Genomic DNA, 18,355 nt, shown 5'->3' on the forward strand with positions numbered 1-18,355 from the left:
TGGGGGATTTGATCCTTGGTGGTCCCTGGTGGGGGCAGCAAAGGATAACAGATATAGTTACAGCAGAATGCTCCAGGTGGGATAAATGCCTTTGGCTCGACCGAACAGCTCGTTCAAGCTGAGTTCGATGTGGTGATTGGTAAGAGTGTTAACCAATGCAAATTTGAACTGTTGTTTTAGACTTTGGGCGACAAGAACTTCAGCGGCAGTAAGTCCAAAAAAATATCCTCGAAAGTTGACGTTGATTTTATCTTTGTTTGTTGATTTGATCTCGAGAAGCTGAATCTTATTTATTTTTGCTTCAACTTCTGATAGGTCGTCGAGATCAACAGGTGCAAGAAGCTTAATAATGTCAAAAGCACGTCCGTAGACGATCATATCTTTCTTAACAAAAGCTACGACAATATTTTTTTTCTGTTTAGGTGTGGGTAGAGTAAAGCCAAGTTGTTTTTCTACAAGGATTTGGGCAGCTCGGCGCGCAGTTGCATTACCAACTCTCTTTTTATCCACTATCCTAGTCATCGTTGGGGTGGTCAACTCGGGAGTATGCAAAATCGCCGATTTTTTTATCTTTTTGTCGGCCATTAAGTCCCCCTCATGGTTGAGTTTTTCGGATTGATTTTAACAGTATACTTGAGCCGCTTCGAAAGTTTAGACAATAACTGGGTCATTGACGTTTCGAGTGCTCGGCAAATCTGTGCGGTTTCTATAACATCTATCCGACGCTCACCAGTCTCATACTTGCTGACAAAGCTTTGGGGAACAGAAAGTTTACGAGCAAGTTGAGCCTGGGTCAATTGCTTCGCTTCTCGTAAGTCCTTAAGTATCCGACGTAATTCAAGGTAGGCAATATCATAGGGCGAGTTTTTCATTCAGTCATTTATACCACGAGGCGGGCGATAAACCCAAGTTGGGATATTCCTGTAGCCTAATGCAACGTGCAGTTTGTAACTGCTCCGGGAATCCGGCGAGATAATTTAATGAGCCAAGAGAGCGAGTAGAGGCAAACCATGAAAACTTTGGAAAAGCGTCATGGAAAAGAACGTGAGATGCGGCAGATCCCGGTTGCGCTGTCGAACGGTAAGGAGATCAAGCTTTTGCCGGGCAGGCAGAATGTATTGGTAAAGAAGGTCCTTGATAATTTATGCTCACTGTATACTCCGGCTGGGCGTGTACTTTATGTTAGCGATACTAAGGAAAAATGGTCATATTTCGACCCCAATGCTCTGAGGGCGATTGGGGTAGAGATTGAAGAACATGGAAAGATGCCGGATGTTGTGGTGCATCACGTTGAGAAGGACTGGCTTGTTCTGATCGAAGCAGTAACAAGCCACGGCCCGGTAAACCCGAAGCGGAGACAGGAACTGAAGGAGCTTTTTGCTGGAGCAAAGATCGGGTTGGTGTTTGTGACGGCGTTTCTAGAACGGCGCGCAATGATCAAGTATCTTAACGATATCTCATGGGAGACGGAAGCCTGGTTTGCCGAATCCCCGACACATCTTCTTCACTTCAATGGTAAGCGGTTCCTCGGCCCGTATGAAGATTAGTCGCAATATAGGCCGAAGATGCTCGACCTTTCGTAAGCATTTTCTTCATTTTACTGTTCTTTTCGGAATCAGCATTCTCTCCGGGTGCGCCACGGTAACCACTGTGCCCCCATTTGACAATACCCCCGATATCAGCGAGAAAGCCGACCGTATCCCCACAACGACAGGCGAGAAGACCGACCGCATCCCCGCTGTCGGCGAGATAGCCGACCCTGTCGAGACAACCATCGGTGAGCAAGCCGCCTTCACCGCAGTCTCCATGATCGGCAGACCCTACCAGTACAAAGGAAACAGCCCCGCGGGCTTCGACTGCAGCGGCCTGGTGCAATACAGCTATCAGGCCGCTGGCCTGGACGTGCCCCACGGCACGAAGGCGCTCAGGGCCATCACCCTGCCAATCGAAGAAAATATGCAGATCGGCGATCTTCTGTTCTTTAACGAGCGCGGGAAGACATATTCCCATGTCGGCATCTATCTCGGCGGCGATACCTTTGTCCACGCCCCCAGCACCGGTGGGCAGGTCCGAACAGAGAGCCTCGAAGACCCCTACTGGAAAAGCTCCTTCGTCGAGGCTCGGCGATTCATGTAACGCCCCTCACCTCGATCCCTCACCGGGGGAGAGGACTTCTTTAATTCTTCTTACCCTTCTTCCCAGTGTTTGCCGCCGGTTCTGCCGCACTCCGCACGGAGCCTGCCCTCGAAAGCCTCTATCGGGGGCATTCCGCACTCTTCCCAACGTAAGCATCCAGTTCCTTATAGAAATCCTTGCTCAGGTACGTCTCGATGGTCTTCCTGAGGCTTTTGTACATGGGCTCGCCCTTCGGCCTGCTCATGCACGGGATGTGGTTGAGGTAGGGCGTGTCCTGGATCGAAAGCACCTGCTTCCCGTTTTTGTCCGAGTAGAAGGCAAGTGGGTACTGAACGCAGTCCGCGAACTTGTATTCTTCCCAGACCAGGCCCTTGTCCAGGGCGTAAGTATGCACGGCGCAGTATTTGAGCCCTTCCTTGTTCGTGTAGAGCAGGGAGCAGATGTTGTTATGGATCAGCACGCAGCGGAATTCCTCGCCCCCGAAGGCCCGCTTGATGGCCTGCGCCTCGTCTTCGTGGATCTCGCAGCCCTTGGGGCACTGTTTTTTGCAGTCGGCAAGGATCGTACCGTTCTTTTTGAGCACTTCCCGGTTCTCCGGGCCGAGATACGAAAGGATGTCGTCAAAGTTCGCCTCGATCCGTCTGGTCTCGTGCCCGGGAACGATGCAGGCGCGGTAGCAGCACTGCGATTTGCAGTCATAGCCGACCACGTCGCAGGTGTAGGGACGGGTGAAGATCTCGGGGTTCACAAGCACGGAAGCGATCTCGATGAAGCCATTGTTGTCTGACGACATGGCGGTTCCTCCAAAATACAGAGGTCAGAAGTCGGAAGACCGGGGGTTTCGAGCCCCAAAAATCCCGAATGGTGACGCTCCGGCGACTCCCGGCGGGAGCACAGGGGGCAATATTAAAACTATCGGGGATAGAAGTAAAGTTTTTTTTCGCGGGCGTCAATTTTCACTTGCATTCGGTGAGAAAAAGAGTATATTGCGCAACAAAAAAAGAGCCCTCGAACTCCTCGCGAGCGGTCTCGGCGAAACAGAGAACAGCGTGGAAGAAAAAAATGAGCGCGAATCACTTTTACTCTTGACAAAGAGTTCAATTTTTGATAAATGACAACTAAGTTTTTCTTTTTTTGGCACCGTCTGACGTTGAGACGGATTGGCATCGAACTTTAACCCTCCGGAGAGATCGGGAGGCAGTGTCTGCGGAGACCGGGTGGCATCCCGGAGCTTGTGAAGCAGGCGGAGAAGGAGGCAAACAGGTTGCACGCATTAGGAACCCACTTGTTGCTGGAATTGCGGGATTGCAACCGCACAACACTGAGTAATCTAGAGTTTGTACAGGAAACACTCAAAAATGCCGCACTTGAGGCAAAAGCGACCATTGTTGAAGTCGCTTTCCACGAGTTCAGCCCCTTTGGCATCAGCGGGATGGTGGTCATCGCCGAATCCCACCTTGCCATCCACACCTGGCCGGAATACGGCTATGCCGCAGTCGATGTCTTCACCTGCGGGGACCTGATCGACCCCAGGGTCGCCGCAAACTACCTCATTGAGAAGTTCCAATCCCAGAATCCCTCGATCCTCGAGATAAAGAGGGGCGTCCTTGGCACCGAAAAGCTTCCCCATAAGCCCGTCGCGCAGGGAGAACTGGTCCAGGCATGATAGAGCCCAAGAGCAACAAGTGGTTCATTGAGTACACGAGCCCCGACGAGGGGCATCTGCACGGCATCAAGATGATCCACTATGCGAGCCAAACCAAATACCAGAAGATGGAGATCATGGACAGCGGGAGCTATGGCCGGTGCCTGGTGCTGGACGGCAAGATGCAGTCCACGGTCACCGATGAGTTCATCTACCATGAGGCACTGGTCCACCCGGCCATGCTTACCCACCCGAACCCGAAGCGCGTCTTCATCGTGGGCGGCGGCGAAGGCGCCACGCTTCGTGAAGTGCTCCGCCACAACAGCGTCGAGTACTGCATGATGGTGGACATCGACCAGGAAGTGGTTGAAAAATCAAAGGAGCTCCTGCCCGAGTGGCACCAGGGCGCCTTTGATGACCCGCGGACCGACCTCAGGTACATGGATGCGCGCAAGTACCTTGAGGAAACGACCGACACCTATGATGTGATCATCATCGATATCTCCGAACCTGTTGAAGAAGGCCCGGCATACCTCCTGTACACCCGCGAGTTCTACGAGATCGTGAAAGAGCGGCTGAGCCCGGACGGCACCATATCACTTCAGGCCGGCACCACGGCACTGCATCAGCTTTTGAACTTCACGGCAGTGGACAAGACCTTGAACGCGGTATTCCCGGTGGTGGCGCCCTATGCGGTGTCCATACCGTCCTTCGCCCTCCCCTGGGGCTTCACCCTGGCCTCGAAGAACCTCGATCCCCGAACATTCGCCCCCAAAGACCTGGATGCCATGATCAAGAAGCGGATCAAGGGTGAGAACCGTTATTACGACGGCATCACGAACCAGGGCATGTTCATGCTGCCCAAACATATTCGCAAGGCCCTGGCTGAAGAGACCAAGATCATAGAGGACAATGCGCCCCTCTTCACCTATCATTGACGCCGATGAATCCTCCTCCTTCACGAATCGAGGATGAGCAGTTCCGCACCCCCCTGTTTGACGCAATGGTCAACCTTGCGGAGAGCCGCAAGGTCTCCTTCCATACCCCCGGACATAAGAGCGGCAAAGGCATAGCCACCCGGTTCCGCAAGTTCGTGGGACCGCGCGTCTTTTCGATCGACCTCACCACCCTCGATGAAGTGGATTCCCTGCAGAATCCGACGGGCGTTATCAAAGAGGCCCAGGAGCTTGCAGCCAAATCAGCCGGCGCGGACCGATCCTATTTCCTGGTGAACGGAACCACCGTGGGGAACCATGCCATGGTTGCGGCCACAACCGGCCCGGGCGACAAGGTCCTGATCGCCCGAAACTGCCACCGGTCGGTCCTCACCGGCCTGATCATGAGCGGGGCGCAGCCCATATTCTTCCAACCCGATTTCGACCATAACCTCAAACTTACCCTGAATGTGACCTTTGAAACGGTCAGAGAAGCCATTGATGCCAATCCCGGAGCGCGTGCGCTGCTGATCACCAGCCCGAACTACTACGGGCTCTGTGCCGACGTCGAAAAGATCATTGCCTTTGCCCACGAAAAGGGTCTTTCGGTCTTTGTGGACGAAGCGCACGGACCGCATCTCAAGTTCCACCCCAAGCTTCCCACCTGCGCCCTCGAGGCCGGAGCGGACATGTGCGTTCAGTCAACCCACAAGATCGTCGGCGGCATGACCCAGGCATCCATGCTTCACGCAAACGCCGGCAGGGTCAACCTTGATGACGTCACCAATACGTTGAAGCTCCTCCAGACCACGAGCCCGTCCTATATCCTGATGGCCTCCCTCGACCTGGCGCGCATGCAGATGGCCACGGAAGGCAAAAAGCTGCTCACCCGGACCATCAAGCTCGCCGAGGAGGCCCGCGCCAGGATCAATCTGATCCCCGGCATCACCTGCTTCACCAAGGACCAGGCAAAGCAGGCCGGCATGGCGGACATGGACGTGACCAAGCTGACCATTACCGTGTCTGACATGGGACTCTCGGGCTACCACGTGTCCCATGAGCTGAACGCCCGGTTCGATATCCAGGTTGAAATGGCGGATCCCTTCCACGTACTCGTCATCGTCTCGATCGGCGACCGCCAGGACGATCTGGATCGTCTTGTGGAAGCGCTCAAGGTGATATCCGCCGAGACCGGGCTCCAGGGCGCGCTCCTGCCGCTCGACAAGGTCCATCCGCCGTTGCTCACGAACAGCTTCATCATGACCCCGCGTGACGCCTTCTATTCGGACAGCGAGCTGGTGAACGTGAACGATTCCGTCGGCAGGGTCTCGACAGAGATCGTGACCGTCTATCCCCCGGGCATTCCGCTGCTGGTCCCGGGAGAAGAGATCTCCCAGGACGCCCTGAACTACCTCCAGAACATGGCGGGTCTCGGCGCCATCATCGACGGCCTGAACGAGAACAACAGCCTCGTACGGGTTGCGAAGGTTTAGACCGGGCTCCCAATCCAAGTTTGAACGATCTACATCACGAGATATTGTAGAGTACTAACGGTGCTTCGCGTGGCAACTGTCTGCACAGAGATCCCCGTCCGGTCCTTTCGCTGAACACTGAATGCTGAACTTATTCCAGCCTTCCCCTTGACAATAAAGAACATAAGCATATAATTGTATACATTCACATTGATATACCCTCCCCGTCAGCACAACCATGCCTTCTCTGGAAAGGAATATATTCTATGGCATCGGTATTCACGTATGTTCGCAGTACGAAACGCTTTGCCCAGATTCTCTTCATCCTGGGCAATCATTACGTTTTCCGCCTGCCCTACCATTTCAAGTTCGATCCCTCCGCAAAATACGGGAATGTCATCAGCAAGTACCTCATGCCAAAAAAGAAGAACTACAACGCGCCGGACGTCGCGCGGGAGGCCCTGGTAAAACTCGGGCCCACGTATATAAAGTTAGGACAGTTCCTGAGCCTCAGGCCGGACCTGGTCCCCCTCGAGTGCTGCACGGAATTCAAAAAACTGCAGGACCAGGTCCCGCCGTTCCCCTTTGCCGAGGTAAAAACGGTGCTGGAGAGCGAGCTGGGAAAAGACTATGCCGAGATCTTCAGCGAATTCGACGAGACCCCCGTGGCCGCGGCCTCAATTTCTCAGGTCCATCGGGCGCGGCTCCGGACAGGTGAAGAGGTGGCGGTCAAGGTCCAGCGGCCCGGGATCCGGGAAGAGACGGTGTCGAACATCCTTATCATGATGTTCTTTGCGGAATTTTTGGAGCGGTTCTTCCCCTCGATCAGGAAGAACCGGCCCGTCATGCTCATCCGGGAGTTCTCTCGATGGACCGACCGGGAGCTCTATTTCCGCCAGGAAGGGAAGAACGCGCTCCACTTTGCCTACCACTTCAAGGACTATCCCGGAGTGTCCTTTCCCAGAATCTATCGCGACCTCACTACCAGGAAGGTCCTCGTGATGGAATACCTCCGTGGCGTCAATGTCCTGAAGGCGCCGCTGGACGAGATCGACAGAAAAGTCGTGGCCCGCCTCATTGCGGACTCCATGCTGAAGCAGATCCTGGTCGACGGGTTCTTTCACGGCGACCCCCACGCGGGAAACATCTTCTTGCTGAAGAACAACACCATCGCCTATCTCGATTGCGGGATCGTGGGTTATCTGCCGGAGGACATGCGTGCGTGGACCCTTGACATCCTGTACGGCATGTCGGAGGAACAGGTAACGAGGATCACCGATTCGTTCCTGGAATTGTGCAACGTCAACAGCCGCGACATAGACCTGGTGAATTTTCGCCGCCGGATGAACGAGGTCCTTTCGGAGATGCACATCATTAAGGCGGCGGGGATCCCGTTCTCGCATATGATGGAACGGCTGCTGAACACCTGTCTGGATTTCGGGATCATCATACCGAACGAATTCGTGGTCATGTCCAAGGCGATCACCACGCTTGAGGGAACCTGTTTGTCACTCGACCCGGAGATCAATCTCGTGGAGTATATGAGCGCCTTTGTGCAGAAGACCATGACCACTGCCCCCAAGCTCGATGACGTGCAGAAGCTGCTGAAGGCGATCCCGTTCGAGGCAAAGAGGCTGAAACAGCTGGTTTCCAAGTATGGGGCCAGGGCAATAAGCCTGCTCGACCAACCGGCCTCCTGGAGCGCGGCTAATGACCACCGAAGCAATGCGCGCGGAACGGACAGGTCCGGCCTGAACATCGCACACGGTTTCATCATTGCCTCGCTGATCTTCGCTGCCGCGATCCTCAGCAATGAAAGCGGGTTCGAGAAGTGGTTGGAGTCTGTTCTGCATCTGCCCGACCTGCCGGTGCTTCCGATCCTGAGCCTCGCAGGCGCAGGCTATTTGTGGATGAGGCTCTCCAGGAGAAATCGTTCCTTGAAGGTGTGAAAGGTCTTGCTCGACACGACGACGGGAAGGCCGGAACATCATTGGGTCGCTCATTTGCAGGTTGTTGAAAATGTCTGTGATGACGGATCAATTTGTCATGCACATGAAACATGTCCCCGCAGTTATTTAGATGGGAACAGGTATCACTCGATGCAACCACTGCCGGTCCGAGGTAACCTGCCGTGATGAAATAAGCCGGTTTTTTATTGCTGCTGCTTTCTTCGTTGTCACTCCCTCTCTTTAAAAAAAATCCCCGCAAGGACCTTGTCCCAAGGTCTCGCGAGGATATAATTGCTCACTCAGTCCCGGCTGGCCGGTAAATCAGAAATTTGCGACTTCCTTACTTGCCCTTTTTCTTTTCTGCATTTTTGACCTCGATCGAAGCTGCATTCATCCGGTACTCGATCGTTACTTTCGAGCCGACCTTGAGGTCGCCCGTCACTTTAACATCCGCTCCGCGGGCGATCTCCCAGCGATCTTTCCCTTTCTGAACAACGATCATGTCATTTGTCAGCTCCAGCACCGGTCCTGTCACCTGGTATGTCTTGGGCATCCCGGCAAATGCAAACGATGCTACCAGAAAAAAAATTCCGACTGCCATCACGACCAGACTGCGTTTCATCATACTGTGATCTCCTTTTATCGATTTTTTTGCTGCTGTTGTTATTGACTCCAGCGTATTCTTTTATCACGCATTTTTCAAATCCGATGTGCACGCGAAACAACGGGTCGCTTTGATCGGCACATTGGACAGGCAGTAGGGACATGCCTTGGTGGCCGGAGCTGCAACTTCCACTGGTTTCTTAAAACGATTGACCTGTTTGATCAGGATAAATATTGCTGCCGCCACAATGATAAAATCTATTATTGTGTTGATGAACATCCCATAGTTTATGGTGGCCGCCCCTGCTTCTTTGGCGGCAACAAGCGATGGATACGATGTTCCCGAAAGGTTGATGAACAACCCCCTGAAATCAACATTGCCCAGGATCCTCCCGAGCGGCGGCATCAGGACATCATTCACCAGCGAGGTGACGATCTTTCCAAAGGCCCCGCCGATGATGATGCCGACCGCGAGGTCCACTACATTTCCCTGCAGGATGAATTCCTTGAACTCTTTTAACATGCATGTCTCCTTTCTCAATGAAAGCTCTCATACCCGATATACTATATTACCGGATTATTTATGTGTCAGGTTGAATTAATTCAAACGAGTTGATAATTACTGGTGTGCAAAAAAGCAGATACGCGCTGCCGTCTGATAAGCGCGGAGCATACAATGATTATTATTAAATACCTGAAATAACATGAAGTCAATACAACTAAAGTACGTTTGCATAAAAATAATACTCATAACCGGCATTTTCTTATTGCACAGCAAGCAGATATCGGGCTACATCCCTGCGGAAGTATTGATGACGAGCGTAATCGGTCAAGATGCCTGCAGTATCAACGTTCAACTGTTCGGCGCCCTGGTTGTACCATGATCTTTGTCCTCGAACACATAACGACACGGGCTCTTCCTGTCTTGAAAAATAAAACTCTGTGCGTGGGTCTCGCGTTGCATCATCGTGTGTAATGACCCGACAGTTTTTTATTGTGTTCCCCTCAAGTTTCATGTAAAATCATCCCGAATCAAAAAGAATACCCGGGACACCGGTGTGTATTGCCTGAAGAAATCAGATCGGACGAACGGAGGACAGCATGAGTGAACGTATCTTCAGACTGCTGCTTGGCGCGACATTGCTTATCATCATGTTCTTCGAATGGAATGACCTCCTGTATGTTTATATCGGCATAATCACCTTCGAAGGTCTTACTAACTGGCGCATTCCCAGTATGATTTCAAAACTGAGACAGAGTCCCGCATATCTCGAGATAGCCACGGACGCTCTACGAACAGGCAAGTACAACTTTGAGGCTGAGCGTGCTTTCAGACTGGTCATTTCGATTCTCCTCCTTGTTTCTTGCTTCGTCTTTCCCAGGACCCTCTGGTTTTTTCCCTGGTTCGTGGGGTTTGCCCTCTTCATGGCGGGTATTACCGGCATCTGCCCCATATCGATCTCATTTAAGAAATTAGGCTTTCGATAATGGATGAGGGTCTCCACATATCCGACGACTGGGTAAAAAACTGGCGGGCCAGTATCGCTATCAAGATCACGGCCGCGGTGTTATACGGGGTTGTATTTGTCGGCCTTGTATTCACCATATTTTCTCTCCAAAATGTCGAAAATAAAATAAAAAGCGACTGGTCTGCCCAGGCAGACCAGTTTGCCTACCAGATCGCGGCGGACCTGGAAGGCTCTCCGCAAATAGCAGCGTCTACCATCGAATCCGCTGTTCGAAGGCATTTCGCATCGTTTCATTTTTCAGGTGTCGCCCTGACCTTTAATCAGCAGCGACTTCTGGTGGGGCAACCGCCCGACAAGACGTTCTCCCTCATCCGGCTGGTGCATATCAACGGGCCGGAGCTCCAGACACAACGACAGGCAATGACACTGGAGATCTTTTTCCCGCCGATCCATGAGAGCGCCAAGGCCCGCCGCAATGGATTGTTCGCCTTAACGGGAGTCGTGGCCCTTTTGTTCGGCTTCTTTCTCACCTGGGTTATCCGCATGTTTATCACAAGACCGTTTCAAACACTCATCCATGCCACGAACGCTGTTTCAGGAGGAGACCTTGCTCTCCGGCTCGACACCCGTGCGGCGGACGAATTTGGCTATCTCGCCCGGTTTTTCAACCGAATGCTTGATCAGATCAACGCGGTTCTTAAGGAACGCTTACTGGCTGAGGATGCCCTCCGGGCAAGCGAAACACAACTGAAGCAGATCCTGGATTCGATCCATGCCGGTGTTGTCGTCATTGATCCCGAGACGCACAAGATCGTTGATGTGAATGATGCCGCCCTTAAGATGATCGGTTCTTTGAAGGAACAGGTCCTCGGACGCGTATGTCATAACTTCATCTGCCCCGCGGAGATCGGGAACTGCCCCATTTCCGACCATCACTTTTTGATCGATAACTCCGAACGCGAACTCCTGATTGCCAATGGCGGCCGGAAACCGATTTTAAAGTCCGTTGTGCAGATACCGTATAAAGGCCGGAATCATCTTATTGAAAGCTTTATCGATATCAGCAACCTCAAGCATGCACAGGCGCAGATAACAAAAATGGCCTATTATGACAGCCTGACCAATCTCCCGAATCGCCTCCTGTTCCAGGACCGCCTGCAGTTGGCCATTTCTCATGCCATGCGTCATCGACACCTTCTTGCGCTGCTCTTTGTCGACCTGGACAATTTTAAACGTATTAATGACACCCTGGGCCATCAGGCCGGAGACTTGCTTTTGAAAGAGGTTGCCCTGCGTCTGACCGAGAGTATCCGTTCAACTGATACCGTCACCCACCGGAGTGTGGAGGATTCCGGAGTGACCATCGCCCGTCAAGGCGGCGATGAGTTCACGATTCTGATTACCGAGATCAACCAGTCGCCGTACGCGGCGATCGTGGCGCAGCGCTTCCTCGAAACCCTGGCGAGACCGTTTATGATCGCCGGCCATGAAGTGTTCATCACCGCCAGTATCGGTGTTGCCCTGTATCCGATCGATGGTGAGGACCTTGACACTCTGCTCAAGAACGCGGATATCGCCATGTACGAGGCCAAGAGCAGGGGGAAAAATAATTACCAGTACTTCCAGCAAACCATGAACGTGACGACGGTCGAACGGCTGTCCATGGAGGCACGCATGCGGAGGGCGCTGGACCAAGATGAGTTTGTGCTTTTCTACCAGCCCCAGATAGATATCCGCACCGGCACGATCATCGGCATGGAAGCATTGTTGCGCTGGCAGCATCCGGACAGGGGGATCATCATGCCGGATGAGTTCATTCCCCTGGCTGAAGAGGTGGGATTGATCGTGCCTCTCGGAGAATGGGTGCTGCGCACCGCATGTGCACAGAACCGGGAGTGGCAGAAGAACGGTCATGCCTCGCTCCGCGTGTCAGTGAATATATCCGGACAGCAGTTACAACAGCATAATTTTATCGAGACAGTAGCCGGCGCGCTTGAGGCGTGCGGCCTGGAACCCGGTTACCTCATGCTGGAAATCACCGAAAGCATAGTCATGCAGCATTCTGCCGAGATTATGGACATATTTTACGAATTATCGAGCAGAGGAGTGCGGTTCTCAATGGATGATTTTGGCACTGGCTACTCGTCATTAAGTTATTTGAAGAGTTTTATCATCCACGAAATAAAAATTGACCGGGCATTTGTCAAGGATATTACTATCGGCGTCGATGATACGGCGATCGCCAGGGCGATCATTGCCATGGCGCGCAGTCTGAACCTTCATGTTGTGGCGGAAGGGGTGGAAACGGAGCCGCAGATGAAGGTACTCTGCGCTGAAGGCTGTTATGCGATGCAGGGCAACATCATCAGTCATCCGATTCCGGTGGGAGAGGTGCTGGGCTTTCTCACCCAAAGCCGGGGACGGGAAGAAGAGATGAGGATCAGCCAAGCCCTTGAATTTTGATGTGCTGTTCTCTCGCTCGTTCCTCGTGTTTCAGAGCCAGGCCCCTGCAGCGTTTTCAAGAATCCGCAGAGAAGTCTCATGAGAATCCCGCCGCACCGGAGGATCAAGCAACAGAAATCCTTTTCCCCTCAATGCGCTCCATTCATTGGATGCTGTTTCCCCGATCATTCGAAACAAAGATATTGGTGATGCCGGAATATGGTTATCGCACAACGGAAAGCGTTCGGCACGGTTACGGTGTATGAAGTTGCATAAGAAAACATGCATGCCCGGATGGGCGTAACAAGCCGCGGGTAAACGAAAAGCGGGGTCGCCGAGCGGGATTCTTCAGCAGACTTTATTCCTTCCACTCTCCTTCGCCCGATAGAGTGCCTGATCTGCATGCTTGACCAGGGTGGAGCCGTCATTGCCGTTTTCCGGGAAGGCGGCAACTCCCAGGCTGATCGTAACCTTCCCGAATGGCTGGGTGTCCTTTCCCGGGAAAGGATATTCAGCGACCTTATGGCAAACACTCTCGGCAATCTGGAACGCAAGCTCTTTCGATGTTTCGGGAAGGAGGGCGACGAATTCTTCTCCTCCATACCGAGCGATGAGATCGGACTTTCGGAAACATTCTTTCAGAAAATTTGACAGCAGGATGAGCAGGTTATCACCTTCCGGATGACCATAGGTGTCATTGTACCGCTTGAAAAAATCCACGTCCATGAAGATCAGGGAAAATATCACCCCCTTTCGACGGGACCGGAGAATCTCCAGGGCAAGGGTCTCCTGAAAGTATTTATGATTGTGCAATCCCGTGAGTCCGTCACGGATGGACAGTTCCTTGAGAAGGGTGTTTGCCCCTTTTAGTTCCTCGTTTTTTTGTTTGAGCTGCAGTATCAGGTTCTGGTTCTCCTCCATGAGGCGGATCTTATCCAGTGCGCGGCCGGCCACGGTGGAGATCAACTCAATCTCTTCAAAGGGCTTGATGAGATAGTCATAGGCGCCGGCCCGAATGGCAAAAACCGTAGTGTCCAGCGTGGCATGGCTGGTCATGATGATTACCTGGGTATCGGGGCGGAGCTGCTTGACCGACTGAAGGAGTTCCATGCCGCTCATGTTTTCCATCACGATATCGGTAATAACCAGCGGATAGGGATCTTTTCGGAAAACCTCCAGCGCCTCCTCGCCGCTTCTCGCGGTCGTCACCTCGTGGCCGTCTTCGGTGAGCACCTGGGACACCACGGTCCGGAGACTTTCGTCATCATCCACAACCAGTATTCGAAAAGGTTTTGCCATCTTTTCATTCACCGGGACCCATCTCCTCGAGTTCTCCCTGGCCGGAAGGAACCTCAACGATCCACATCATACCTCAAAATCACGTTGCAAATCCATACAGAAGACGATCAGTCCCCGGCTTCCAATCCGAAGCAGAGCGGTCCGGGGAATATCAACCCGTGCGTTTAAGAAAACATCCCCGGACGAAACTGAATCAGGAGCCAAAGGGGTCCATCCCTTCGTTCGAAGCTATTGAAAACCGCAGCGCCCTGTCATTGCCGCTCGATCCCTCTGCCTAACAGTGGGTAGCGTTATTGATCAAAGCAGTGCCGTCGGCGCCGTCTTCCGGGTAAACAGCCATTCTCATGCTGACCGTGATGTTTCCCTCCGCTCCCTGAAAGGGATGTTCAGACAAAAGCCGCCGAAGGCTCTCGATGACGCATTGGGTGCCGTCCCGGGGCGTTTCAGGGAGAAGGATTGCAAATGTTTCATCTCGGTATCGCACGAGCAGATCGGACTTTCTGAGTCTCTTTTTTATAATCTGGGACACGGTGCAAAGCAGACGTGCCTTTTCCTCATGTCCCCGGGTGCTGCGGTCGGAGTTATGCCAGGTGACATCAAGAAAGACCACCGATACGTTCCGATGGTGGTGGCTGGACCGGTTCAATTCAATGGCGAGGGCCTCATGAAAATAATGGGCGTTGTATAATCCCGTTACCTCGTCGCGGACGGCCAAATCAGTGAATTTTATCCGGGATTGTTCCAGTTCTTTGTTCTGCTTCGTGAGCATATCGAGCAGTCGGTAATGTTCTTCGGTCTGTTTTATCTTTTCGACTGCGCGGTTTACCGCGGACGAGATCAAATCGAGGCTGTCATAGGTGTCCATGATATAATCACAGGCTTCGAGGCGGAGGGCCTCGATCGCCGTCTCGATAGCGGGATAGTTCGTTATCAGGATGACCTCGGAATCAGGGTGAAGCTTTTTGACCTCCTGAAGAAGCTTTATTCCGCTCATACTTTGCATCTCAATATCTGCGATGACCAGGGAAAACGGATATTTTCGGAAGGCATCCAATGCCTCCTCACCGCTTCTTTTCTTGGTAACTTCATGACCGTCATCGCTCAGGGTCTGTGAAACAATGTCCCTGAGCTTTTCGTCATCATTAACAACCATAATACGAATACCCGGCTTCATGGTCGTCTCCTGTCCTGATAGGTATTCATCGTTGGCCCATCCTTCTGCCGTTTTCTGCTGCTTCTCTGCCTCTGCTTATCCGCGGTATTCTTCAGCAAATGTTATTCCTCAACGTCATGCCGGAGAACCGATGTGATCACCCGGTAAAGGCGTCATATCCGGTTGAACTGCCGCGGGAAGGGTGATGATGAACGTCGCCCCCTCTCCGGGAATGCTTTCCACGCGGATATCCCCCCGATGCTCTTTGATGATCCCGTAGCTTACTGAAAGCCCAAGCCCGGTGCCTTGCCCCGCCGGTTTCGTAGTGAAGAACGGCTCAAATATTTTTGCCTGGACCTCTTTGGACATTCCAGGACCCGCATCACTGATCCGCACTTCCACCTTGTTGGGAGGGAGCAGGAGCGTCGACACCTTTATCTTGCCGGGATTGCCCGCCATCGCCTGCTGGGCGTTCATGAAGAGGTTCATCAACACCTGCTCAAGCTGATTTGCATTGCCGTCAATGGGCGGCAATTCCGGCATCAGCTCCTTTTCCAGCTTTATCTTGTTCAGTTCGAGCTGATGCCTGACGATCGCCATGGACTCCTCCACGACCAGGTTGATGGCGACCTTGTCGAAGACCACTTTTTCCTGCCGGGCGAACTTGAGAAGATTTTCAATGATCGTCTTGCTCCGCTTGGCCTCTTTCTCGATCATGGCAAGGTTGTCGTAGAGAGGGTTGTCCTTCTCGAGCTTTCGCAGCGTAAGCTGGGCGAACCCGAGTATGCCTGCCAGCGGGTTCTTTACTTCATGCGCGATACCGGCCCCCAACTGCCCGAAGGCGGCCATCTTTTCCGATTGAATAAGCGCGGTTTGCGAGTCCTTGAGGGCCTTTTCGCGGCTTTCGAGCTCTGAGGCCATCTGGTTAAAAGAATCGGCGAACATGCCGATCTCATCTCGCGAGGTTATGTTCACCTTGACGTCGAACTGTCCTTTGGCGACGATCCGGGATGCCTTTGAAAGTTTTTCTATCGGTTTTGTCAGCATTCGTGATCCGAAAAGACTCACGATCGCGGACACGATAAGAATGGCCAGGGCGACCCAGATGAGGTTGTTGAGCAATTCCCGGGCGGTCAGATAGGCGACCTTTTTCGGTATCTGCACCCCGGCCGTCAAACCGCCGAAACTGACGTTGGCGAACCCTCCGATCATCTCAATGTTGTTCTGGGTATACTCGATGGTCGTCCCGGCGGTTTTCCCTTCCCTGAGACCCGTAACGGTATCCATCCATTTTTTTGAAACCTGCCTGGAGAGCTGGCCCGGATCGGTGTGTGACCAGAATACGCCATTCGCGTCAAAAATGAAAGTCTCAAAAACCTTTGAGCGGGAAGACAGGTTCATCAGGCTTTCCATCCGTACCAGGGCGGCAATCACCACGGGCGCATTCGCGTCCGGAATCGGCGGTGCGATCGCCATGGTAAAGGTGGGCACCTTTTCCGAAAGCAGGGTGTCTTCCACATAGACCTCGCCCGCCTGTATCCGCTCAAGGGGAAGCGGATGGGTACGGCGGTAGTGCGCAAAGGCATCCCGCGTAAAGTCCTTTGTATTGAATGTCGAAGCATCATACACGACCGTCCGCTCCGTTCCATTCTGATAAACAGTAATGGCCACGAACTGCTGCAGGTCCGCGAACAACCGTTTGAGCAGTTCAGACTTCTGCTCCTCCGAAAGACCCCGGTCATAGATAAGGTTTGCAAAAATCCTGAGCTTTTCCTCATATCCGATCATCATCGAGCGGGTCTCTTCCGCCATATGAAGAGCGACCACCGACGTGATATCGCGAATATAGGTTGTTTTATCGTCGTGGAAGAACCTCGCCATCGTGAGGGTAATGAGACTTACCGCCGAGGTCACCAGAAGAAGCAAAATGACAAGGATTTTAAATCGTATCGGGAACCGCATGTTTTTCAACATAGATACCTCGCTCAGTTTTTTGCGACTATTCTGACTACCCCATAGGTTATATTGCCTGCTTTGTCCATGGCTTCAACAACGATGACGTTGACACCCTGCTGCAGCCTGAGGGTGTATTCAAACCTGCCCGCTTCATCAGTTCCCACATCCCTGCCTTCGATGATCACCCGGGCGCGGGGGTCGGTCGTTCCTTTGATCACGTAACGATCCGCCCGTACGACCCGGGGAATCGACTCAAACTGGAGGGCCGGGGCCTTCGTGATGCGCGCCATGCGTATTTGCCGCGTCTCGCACAGAGTCTTCTTCCTCAGGCCCACTTTCCAGAAATAGATGCCTTCCTTGAGATTTCCGTGGACAAAGAAAGGCTCTGTTACCCATTCATCCGTGACCAGCGTGCTGAACTCCCTGTCTTTCGCCACGAGAATATGATACTCCCGTTCATCGGGAAACGGGAGCCAGGAAAATCTGACCCGGGGCGGAATGTCCCGATAATACATGACCTGCTCAGGCATCGGATCAATAAGCGTCACTTCACGGGGTAAGTCCCGGGCAACCGGGGGCGGCTCGTTCACGCTGACGGTCGTGGTCTGATTCCCCTTGACCAGGACAGATTGCCCCTGCGCGACGACTTCCGCGGTCCCCTTCAGGACCGTGAAGGTTGATGACTGGTCTTTGTTGATGGAGACCTTGAATTCCGCGCCGCTGAGGTCTTTCTCCCCCGCAGGAACGCGGATCACGGCGGATGGGGTCGAGATCTCCATCGTGCGCTGCTCCTTGCCGCTTTGCGACAGCTTGCCTCTAAGCTGCCCGTCGACCATGACGAGGAGGGACCTCTTCTTGTTTGTTCCCACATTTTTTTCATTCAGGCTTATTATGATGAGCGAGTTTTCGCCCATCTCAAGGTAATTATCTCCCGAATCTATCGTAAGGTGAACGGATGCGGCTTTGAACGTCTGGACCGCGTCCCGATCATACAAGTTCAGCCCAACGTGTGAGAATGTCCACACCATATCGTCCGAACGCTTGTTCTTGACCATATTGGTCAGCTTGCTTAATACGATCGGCTGCTCCAGGGTGTCGGCATCCCGGCCTGCTTGGCGTCTCGACGAAGCCGGGGACAAGCCCCCCCCTTTTTCCATCAATTCGCTGAAGCTGGTGCCGGTGGGAAATATGATATTGAGCGTTCCGAGGAAGATGCTGAAAAACAACAGCACCAGTCCGACGACCGCCACCAATTCCATCAACAGCCTTAAATTGTTCCTGACAAAACCCATTGTT

At 52.9% G+C, this 18,355-nt stretch carries 18 protein-coding genes; 9 read left to right on the plus strand and 9 right to left on the minus strand.

The genetic code is table 11. From position 1 onward, the window contains the following. Nucleotides 1–57: 57 nt before the first annotated feature. Both M0R70_05210 and M0R70_05215 read right to left on the minus strand, forming a co-directional pair. Nucleotides 58–585 carry a hypothetical protein gene (locus M0R70_05210; protein ID MCK9418764.1) on the minus strand — a complete coding sequence of 176 codons (528 nt, stop codon included), beginning with the start codon at nucleotides 583–585 and terminating at the stop codon, nucleotides 58–60. Continuing rightward, nucleotides 585–872, minus strand: coding sequence for a helix-turn-helix transcriptional regulator (locus M0R70_05215; GenBank protein MCK9418765.1), 288 nt, complete (start codon nucleotides 870–872; stop codon nucleotides 585–587). The genes M0R70_05210 and M0R70_05215 overlap by 1 nt, the downstream gene beginning before the upstream one ends. Before the next feature lie 138 nt (nucleotides 873–1,010). Between M0R70_05215 and M0R70_05220 the strand changes: the two genes are divergently transcribed. Continuing rightward, a complete protein-coding gene (locus M0R70_05220; GenBank protein ID MCK9418766.1) occupies nucleotides 1,011–1,547 on the plus strand; it encodes a type II restriction endonuclease in 537 nt (178 codons plus the stop codon). Between the two features lie 103 nt (nucleotides 1,548–1,650). Then, a complete protein-coding gene (locus M0R70_05225; GenBank protein MCK9418767.1) occupies nucleotides 1,651–2,136 on the plus strand; it encodes a C40 family peptidase in 486 nt (161 codons plus the stop codon). A gap of 118 nt (nucleotides 2,137–2,254) precedes the next feature. Here the strand turns inward: M0R70_05225 and M0R70_05230 are convergent, their stop codons facing one another. Continuing rightward, a complete protein-coding gene (locus M0R70_05230; protein MCK9418768.1) occupies nucleotides 2,255–2,929 on the minus strand; it encodes a hypothetical protein in 675 nt (224 codons plus the stop codon). Here M0R70_05230 and M0R70_05235 point away from each other — a divergent pair. From M0R70_05235 to M0R70_05255, 5 genes are all read left to right on the plus strand, one after another. After that, on the plus strand, nucleotides 2,904–3,251 hold the full coding sequence (locus M0R70_05235; GenBank protein MCK9418769.1) for a hypothetical protein: 348 nt from the start codon (nucleotides 2,904–2,906) through the stop codon (nucleotides 3,249–3,251). The genes M0R70_05230 and M0R70_05235 overlap by 26 nt on opposite strands. A gap of 149 nt (nucleotides 3,252–3,400) precedes the next feature. Beyond that, nucleotides 3,401–3,802: an adenosylmethionine decarboxylase gene (gene speD, locus M0R70_05240; GenBank protein ID MCK9418770.1), complete on the plus strand. Its 402-nt coding sequence runs from the start codon at nucleotides 3,401–3,403 to the stop codon at nucleotides 3,800–3,802. After that, entirely contained in the window at nucleotides 3,799–4,719 is a 921-nt protein-coding gene (gene speE, locus M0R70_05245) for a polyamine aminopropyltransferase (GenBank protein ID MCK9418771.1), read from the plus strand. The genes speD and speE overlap by 4 nt, the downstream gene beginning before the upstream one ends. Nucleotides 4,720–4,724: 5 nt before the next feature. Then, a complete protein-coding gene (locus M0R70_05250) occupies nucleotides 4,725–6,209 on the plus strand; it encodes an aminotransferase class I/II-fold pyridoxal phosphate-dependent enzyme (GenBank protein MCK9418772.1) in 1,485 nt (494 codons plus the stop codon). A 245-nt stretch (nucleotides 6,210–6,454) separates the two neighbouring features. After that, nucleotides 6,455–8,137 carry an AarF/UbiB family protein gene (locus tag M0R70_05255; GenBank protein ID MCK9418773.1) on the plus strand — a complete coding sequence of 561 codons (1,683 nt, stop codon included), beginning with the start codon at nucleotides 6,455–6,457 and terminating at the stop codon, nucleotides 8,135–8,137. 340 nt (nucleotides 8,138–8,477) lie between these two features. Here the strand turns inward: M0R70_05255 and M0R70_05260 are convergent, their stop codons facing one another. Both M0R70_05260 and mscL read right to left on the minus strand, forming a co-directional pair. Continuing rightward, entirely contained in the window at nucleotides 8,478–8,759 is a 282-nt protein-coding gene (locus M0R70_05260) for a hypothetical protein (GenBank protein MCK9418774.1), read from the minus strand. Between the two features lie 66 nt (nucleotides 8,760–8,825). Then, on the minus strand, nucleotides 8,826–9,263 hold the full coding sequence (gene mscL, locus M0R70_05265) for a large-conductance mechanosensitive channel protein MscL (GenBank protein MCK9418775.1): 438 nt from the start codon (nucleotides 9,261–9,263) through the stop codon (nucleotides 8,826–8,828). 578 nt (nucleotides 9,264–9,841) lie between these two features. Here mscL and M0R70_05270 point away from each other — a divergent pair. Continuing rightward, entirely contained in the window at nucleotides 9,842–10,228 is a 387-nt protein-coding gene (locus M0R70_05270) for a DUF2892 domain-containing protein (GenBank protein ID MCK9418776.1), read from the plus strand. After that, on the plus strand, nucleotides 10,228–12,672 hold the full coding sequence (locus M0R70_05275; GenBank protein MCK9418777.1) for an EAL domain-containing protein: 2,445 nt from the start codon (nucleotides 10,228–10,230) through the stop codon (nucleotides 12,670–12,672). Before M0R70_05270 ends, M0R70_05275 begins: the two co-directional genes overlap by 1 nt. Before the next feature lie 327 nt (nucleotides 12,673–12,999). Here M0R70_05275 and M0R70_05280 read toward each other — a convergent pair whose 3' ends face one another. From M0R70_05280 to M0R70_05295, 4 genes are all read right to left on the minus strand, one after another. Then, nucleotides 13,000–13,962 carry a diguanylate cyclase gene (locus M0R70_05280; GenBank protein ID MCK9418778.1) on the minus strand — a complete coding sequence of 321 codons (963 nt, stop codon included), beginning with the start codon at nucleotides 13,960–13,962 and terminating at the stop codon, nucleotides 13,000–13,002. Between the two features lie 262 nt (nucleotides 13,963–14,224). After that, the gene (locus M0R70_05285) at nucleotides 14,225–15,124 is read right to left on the minus strand and encodes a diguanylate cyclase (protein MCK9418779.1); all 900 of its coding nucleotides are present in this window, start codon (nucleotides 15,122–15,124) and stop codon (nucleotides 14,225–14,227) included. A gap of 114 nt (nucleotides 15,125–15,238) precedes the next feature. After that, nucleotides 15,239–17,077 carry an ATP-binding protein gene (locus M0R70_05290; GenBank protein MCK9418780.1) on the minus strand — a complete coding sequence of 613 codons (1,839 nt, stop codon included), beginning with the start codon at nucleotides 17,075–17,077 and terminating at the stop codon, nucleotides 15,239–15,241. Between the two features lie 11 nt (nucleotides 17,078–17,088). Then, a complete protein-coding gene (locus M0R70_05295) occupies nucleotides 17,089–18,351 on the minus strand; it encodes a FecR family protein (GenBank protein MCK9418781.1) in 1,263 nt (420 codons plus the stop codon). Nucleotides 18,352–18,355 lie beyond the last annotated feature (4 nt).

Source organism: Nitrospirota bacterium (assembly GCA_023229435.1).
Taxonomy (GTDB): domain Bacteria; phylum Nitrospirota; class UBA9217; order UBA9217; family UBA9217; genus JALNZF01.

Excerpts from the sequence above, each read along its gene's own strand:
- M0R70_05210 (MCK9418764.1), bottom strand. The coding sequence starts at position 585 with ATGGCCGACAAAAAGATAAAAAAATCGGCGATTTTGCATACTCCCGAG.
- M0R70_05215 (MCK9418765.1), bottom strand. The coding sequence starts at position 872 with ATGAAAAACTCGCCCTATGATATTGCCTACCTTGAATTACGTCGGATA.
- M0R70_05220 (MCK9418766.1), top strand. The coding sequence starts at position 1,011 with ATGAAAACTTTGGAAAAGCGTCATGGAAAAGAACGTGAGATGCGGCAG.
- M0R70_05235 (MCK9418769.1), top strand. The coding sequence starts at position 2,904 with ATGAAGCCATTGTTGTCTGACGACATGGCGGTTCCTCCAAAATACAGA.
- M0R70_05230 (MCK9418768.1), bottom strand. The coding sequence starts at position 2,929 with ATGTCGTCAGACAACAATGGCTTCATCGAGATCGCTTCCGTGCTTGTG.
- speE (MCK9418771.1), top strand. The coding sequence starts at position 3,799 with ATGATAGAGCCCAAGAGCAACAAGTGGTTCATTGAGTACACGAGCCCC.
- M0R70_05250 (MCK9418772.1), top strand. The coding sequence starts at position 4,725 with ATGAATCCTCCTCCTTCACGAATCGAGGATGAGCAGTTCCGCACCCCC.
- M0R70_05255 (MCK9418773.1), top strand. The coding sequence starts at position 6,455 with ATGGCATCGGTATTCACGTATGTTCGCAGTACGAAACGCTTTGCCCAG.
- M0R70_05260 (MCK9418774.1), bottom strand. The coding sequence starts at position 8,759 with ATGAAACGCAGTCTGGTCGTGATGGCAGTCGGAATTTTTTTTCTGGTA.
- mscL (MCK9418775.1), bottom strand. The coding sequence starts at position 9,263 with ATGTTAAAAGAGTTCAAGGAATTCATCCTGCAGGGAAATGTAGTGGAC.
- M0R70_05270 (MCK9418776.1), top strand. The coding sequence starts at position 9,842 with ATGAGTGAACGTATCTTCAGACTGCTGCTTGGCGCGACATTGCTTATC.
- M0R70_05275 (MCK9418777.1), top strand. The coding sequence starts at position 10,228 with ATGGATGAGGGTCTCCACATATCCGACGACTGGGTAAAAAACTGGCGG.
- M0R70_05285 (MCK9418779.1), bottom strand. The coding sequence starts at position 15,124 with ATGAAGCCGGGTATTCGTATTATGGTTGTTAATGATGACGAAAAGCTC.
- M0R70_05290 (MCK9418780.1), bottom strand. The coding sequence starts at position 17,077 with ATGTTGAAAAACATGCGGTTCCCGATACGATTTAAAATCCTTGTCATT.
- M0R70_05295 (MCK9418781.1), bottom strand. The coding sequence starts at position 18,351 with ATGGGTTTTGTCAGGAACAATTTAAGGCTGTTGATGGAATTGGTGGCG.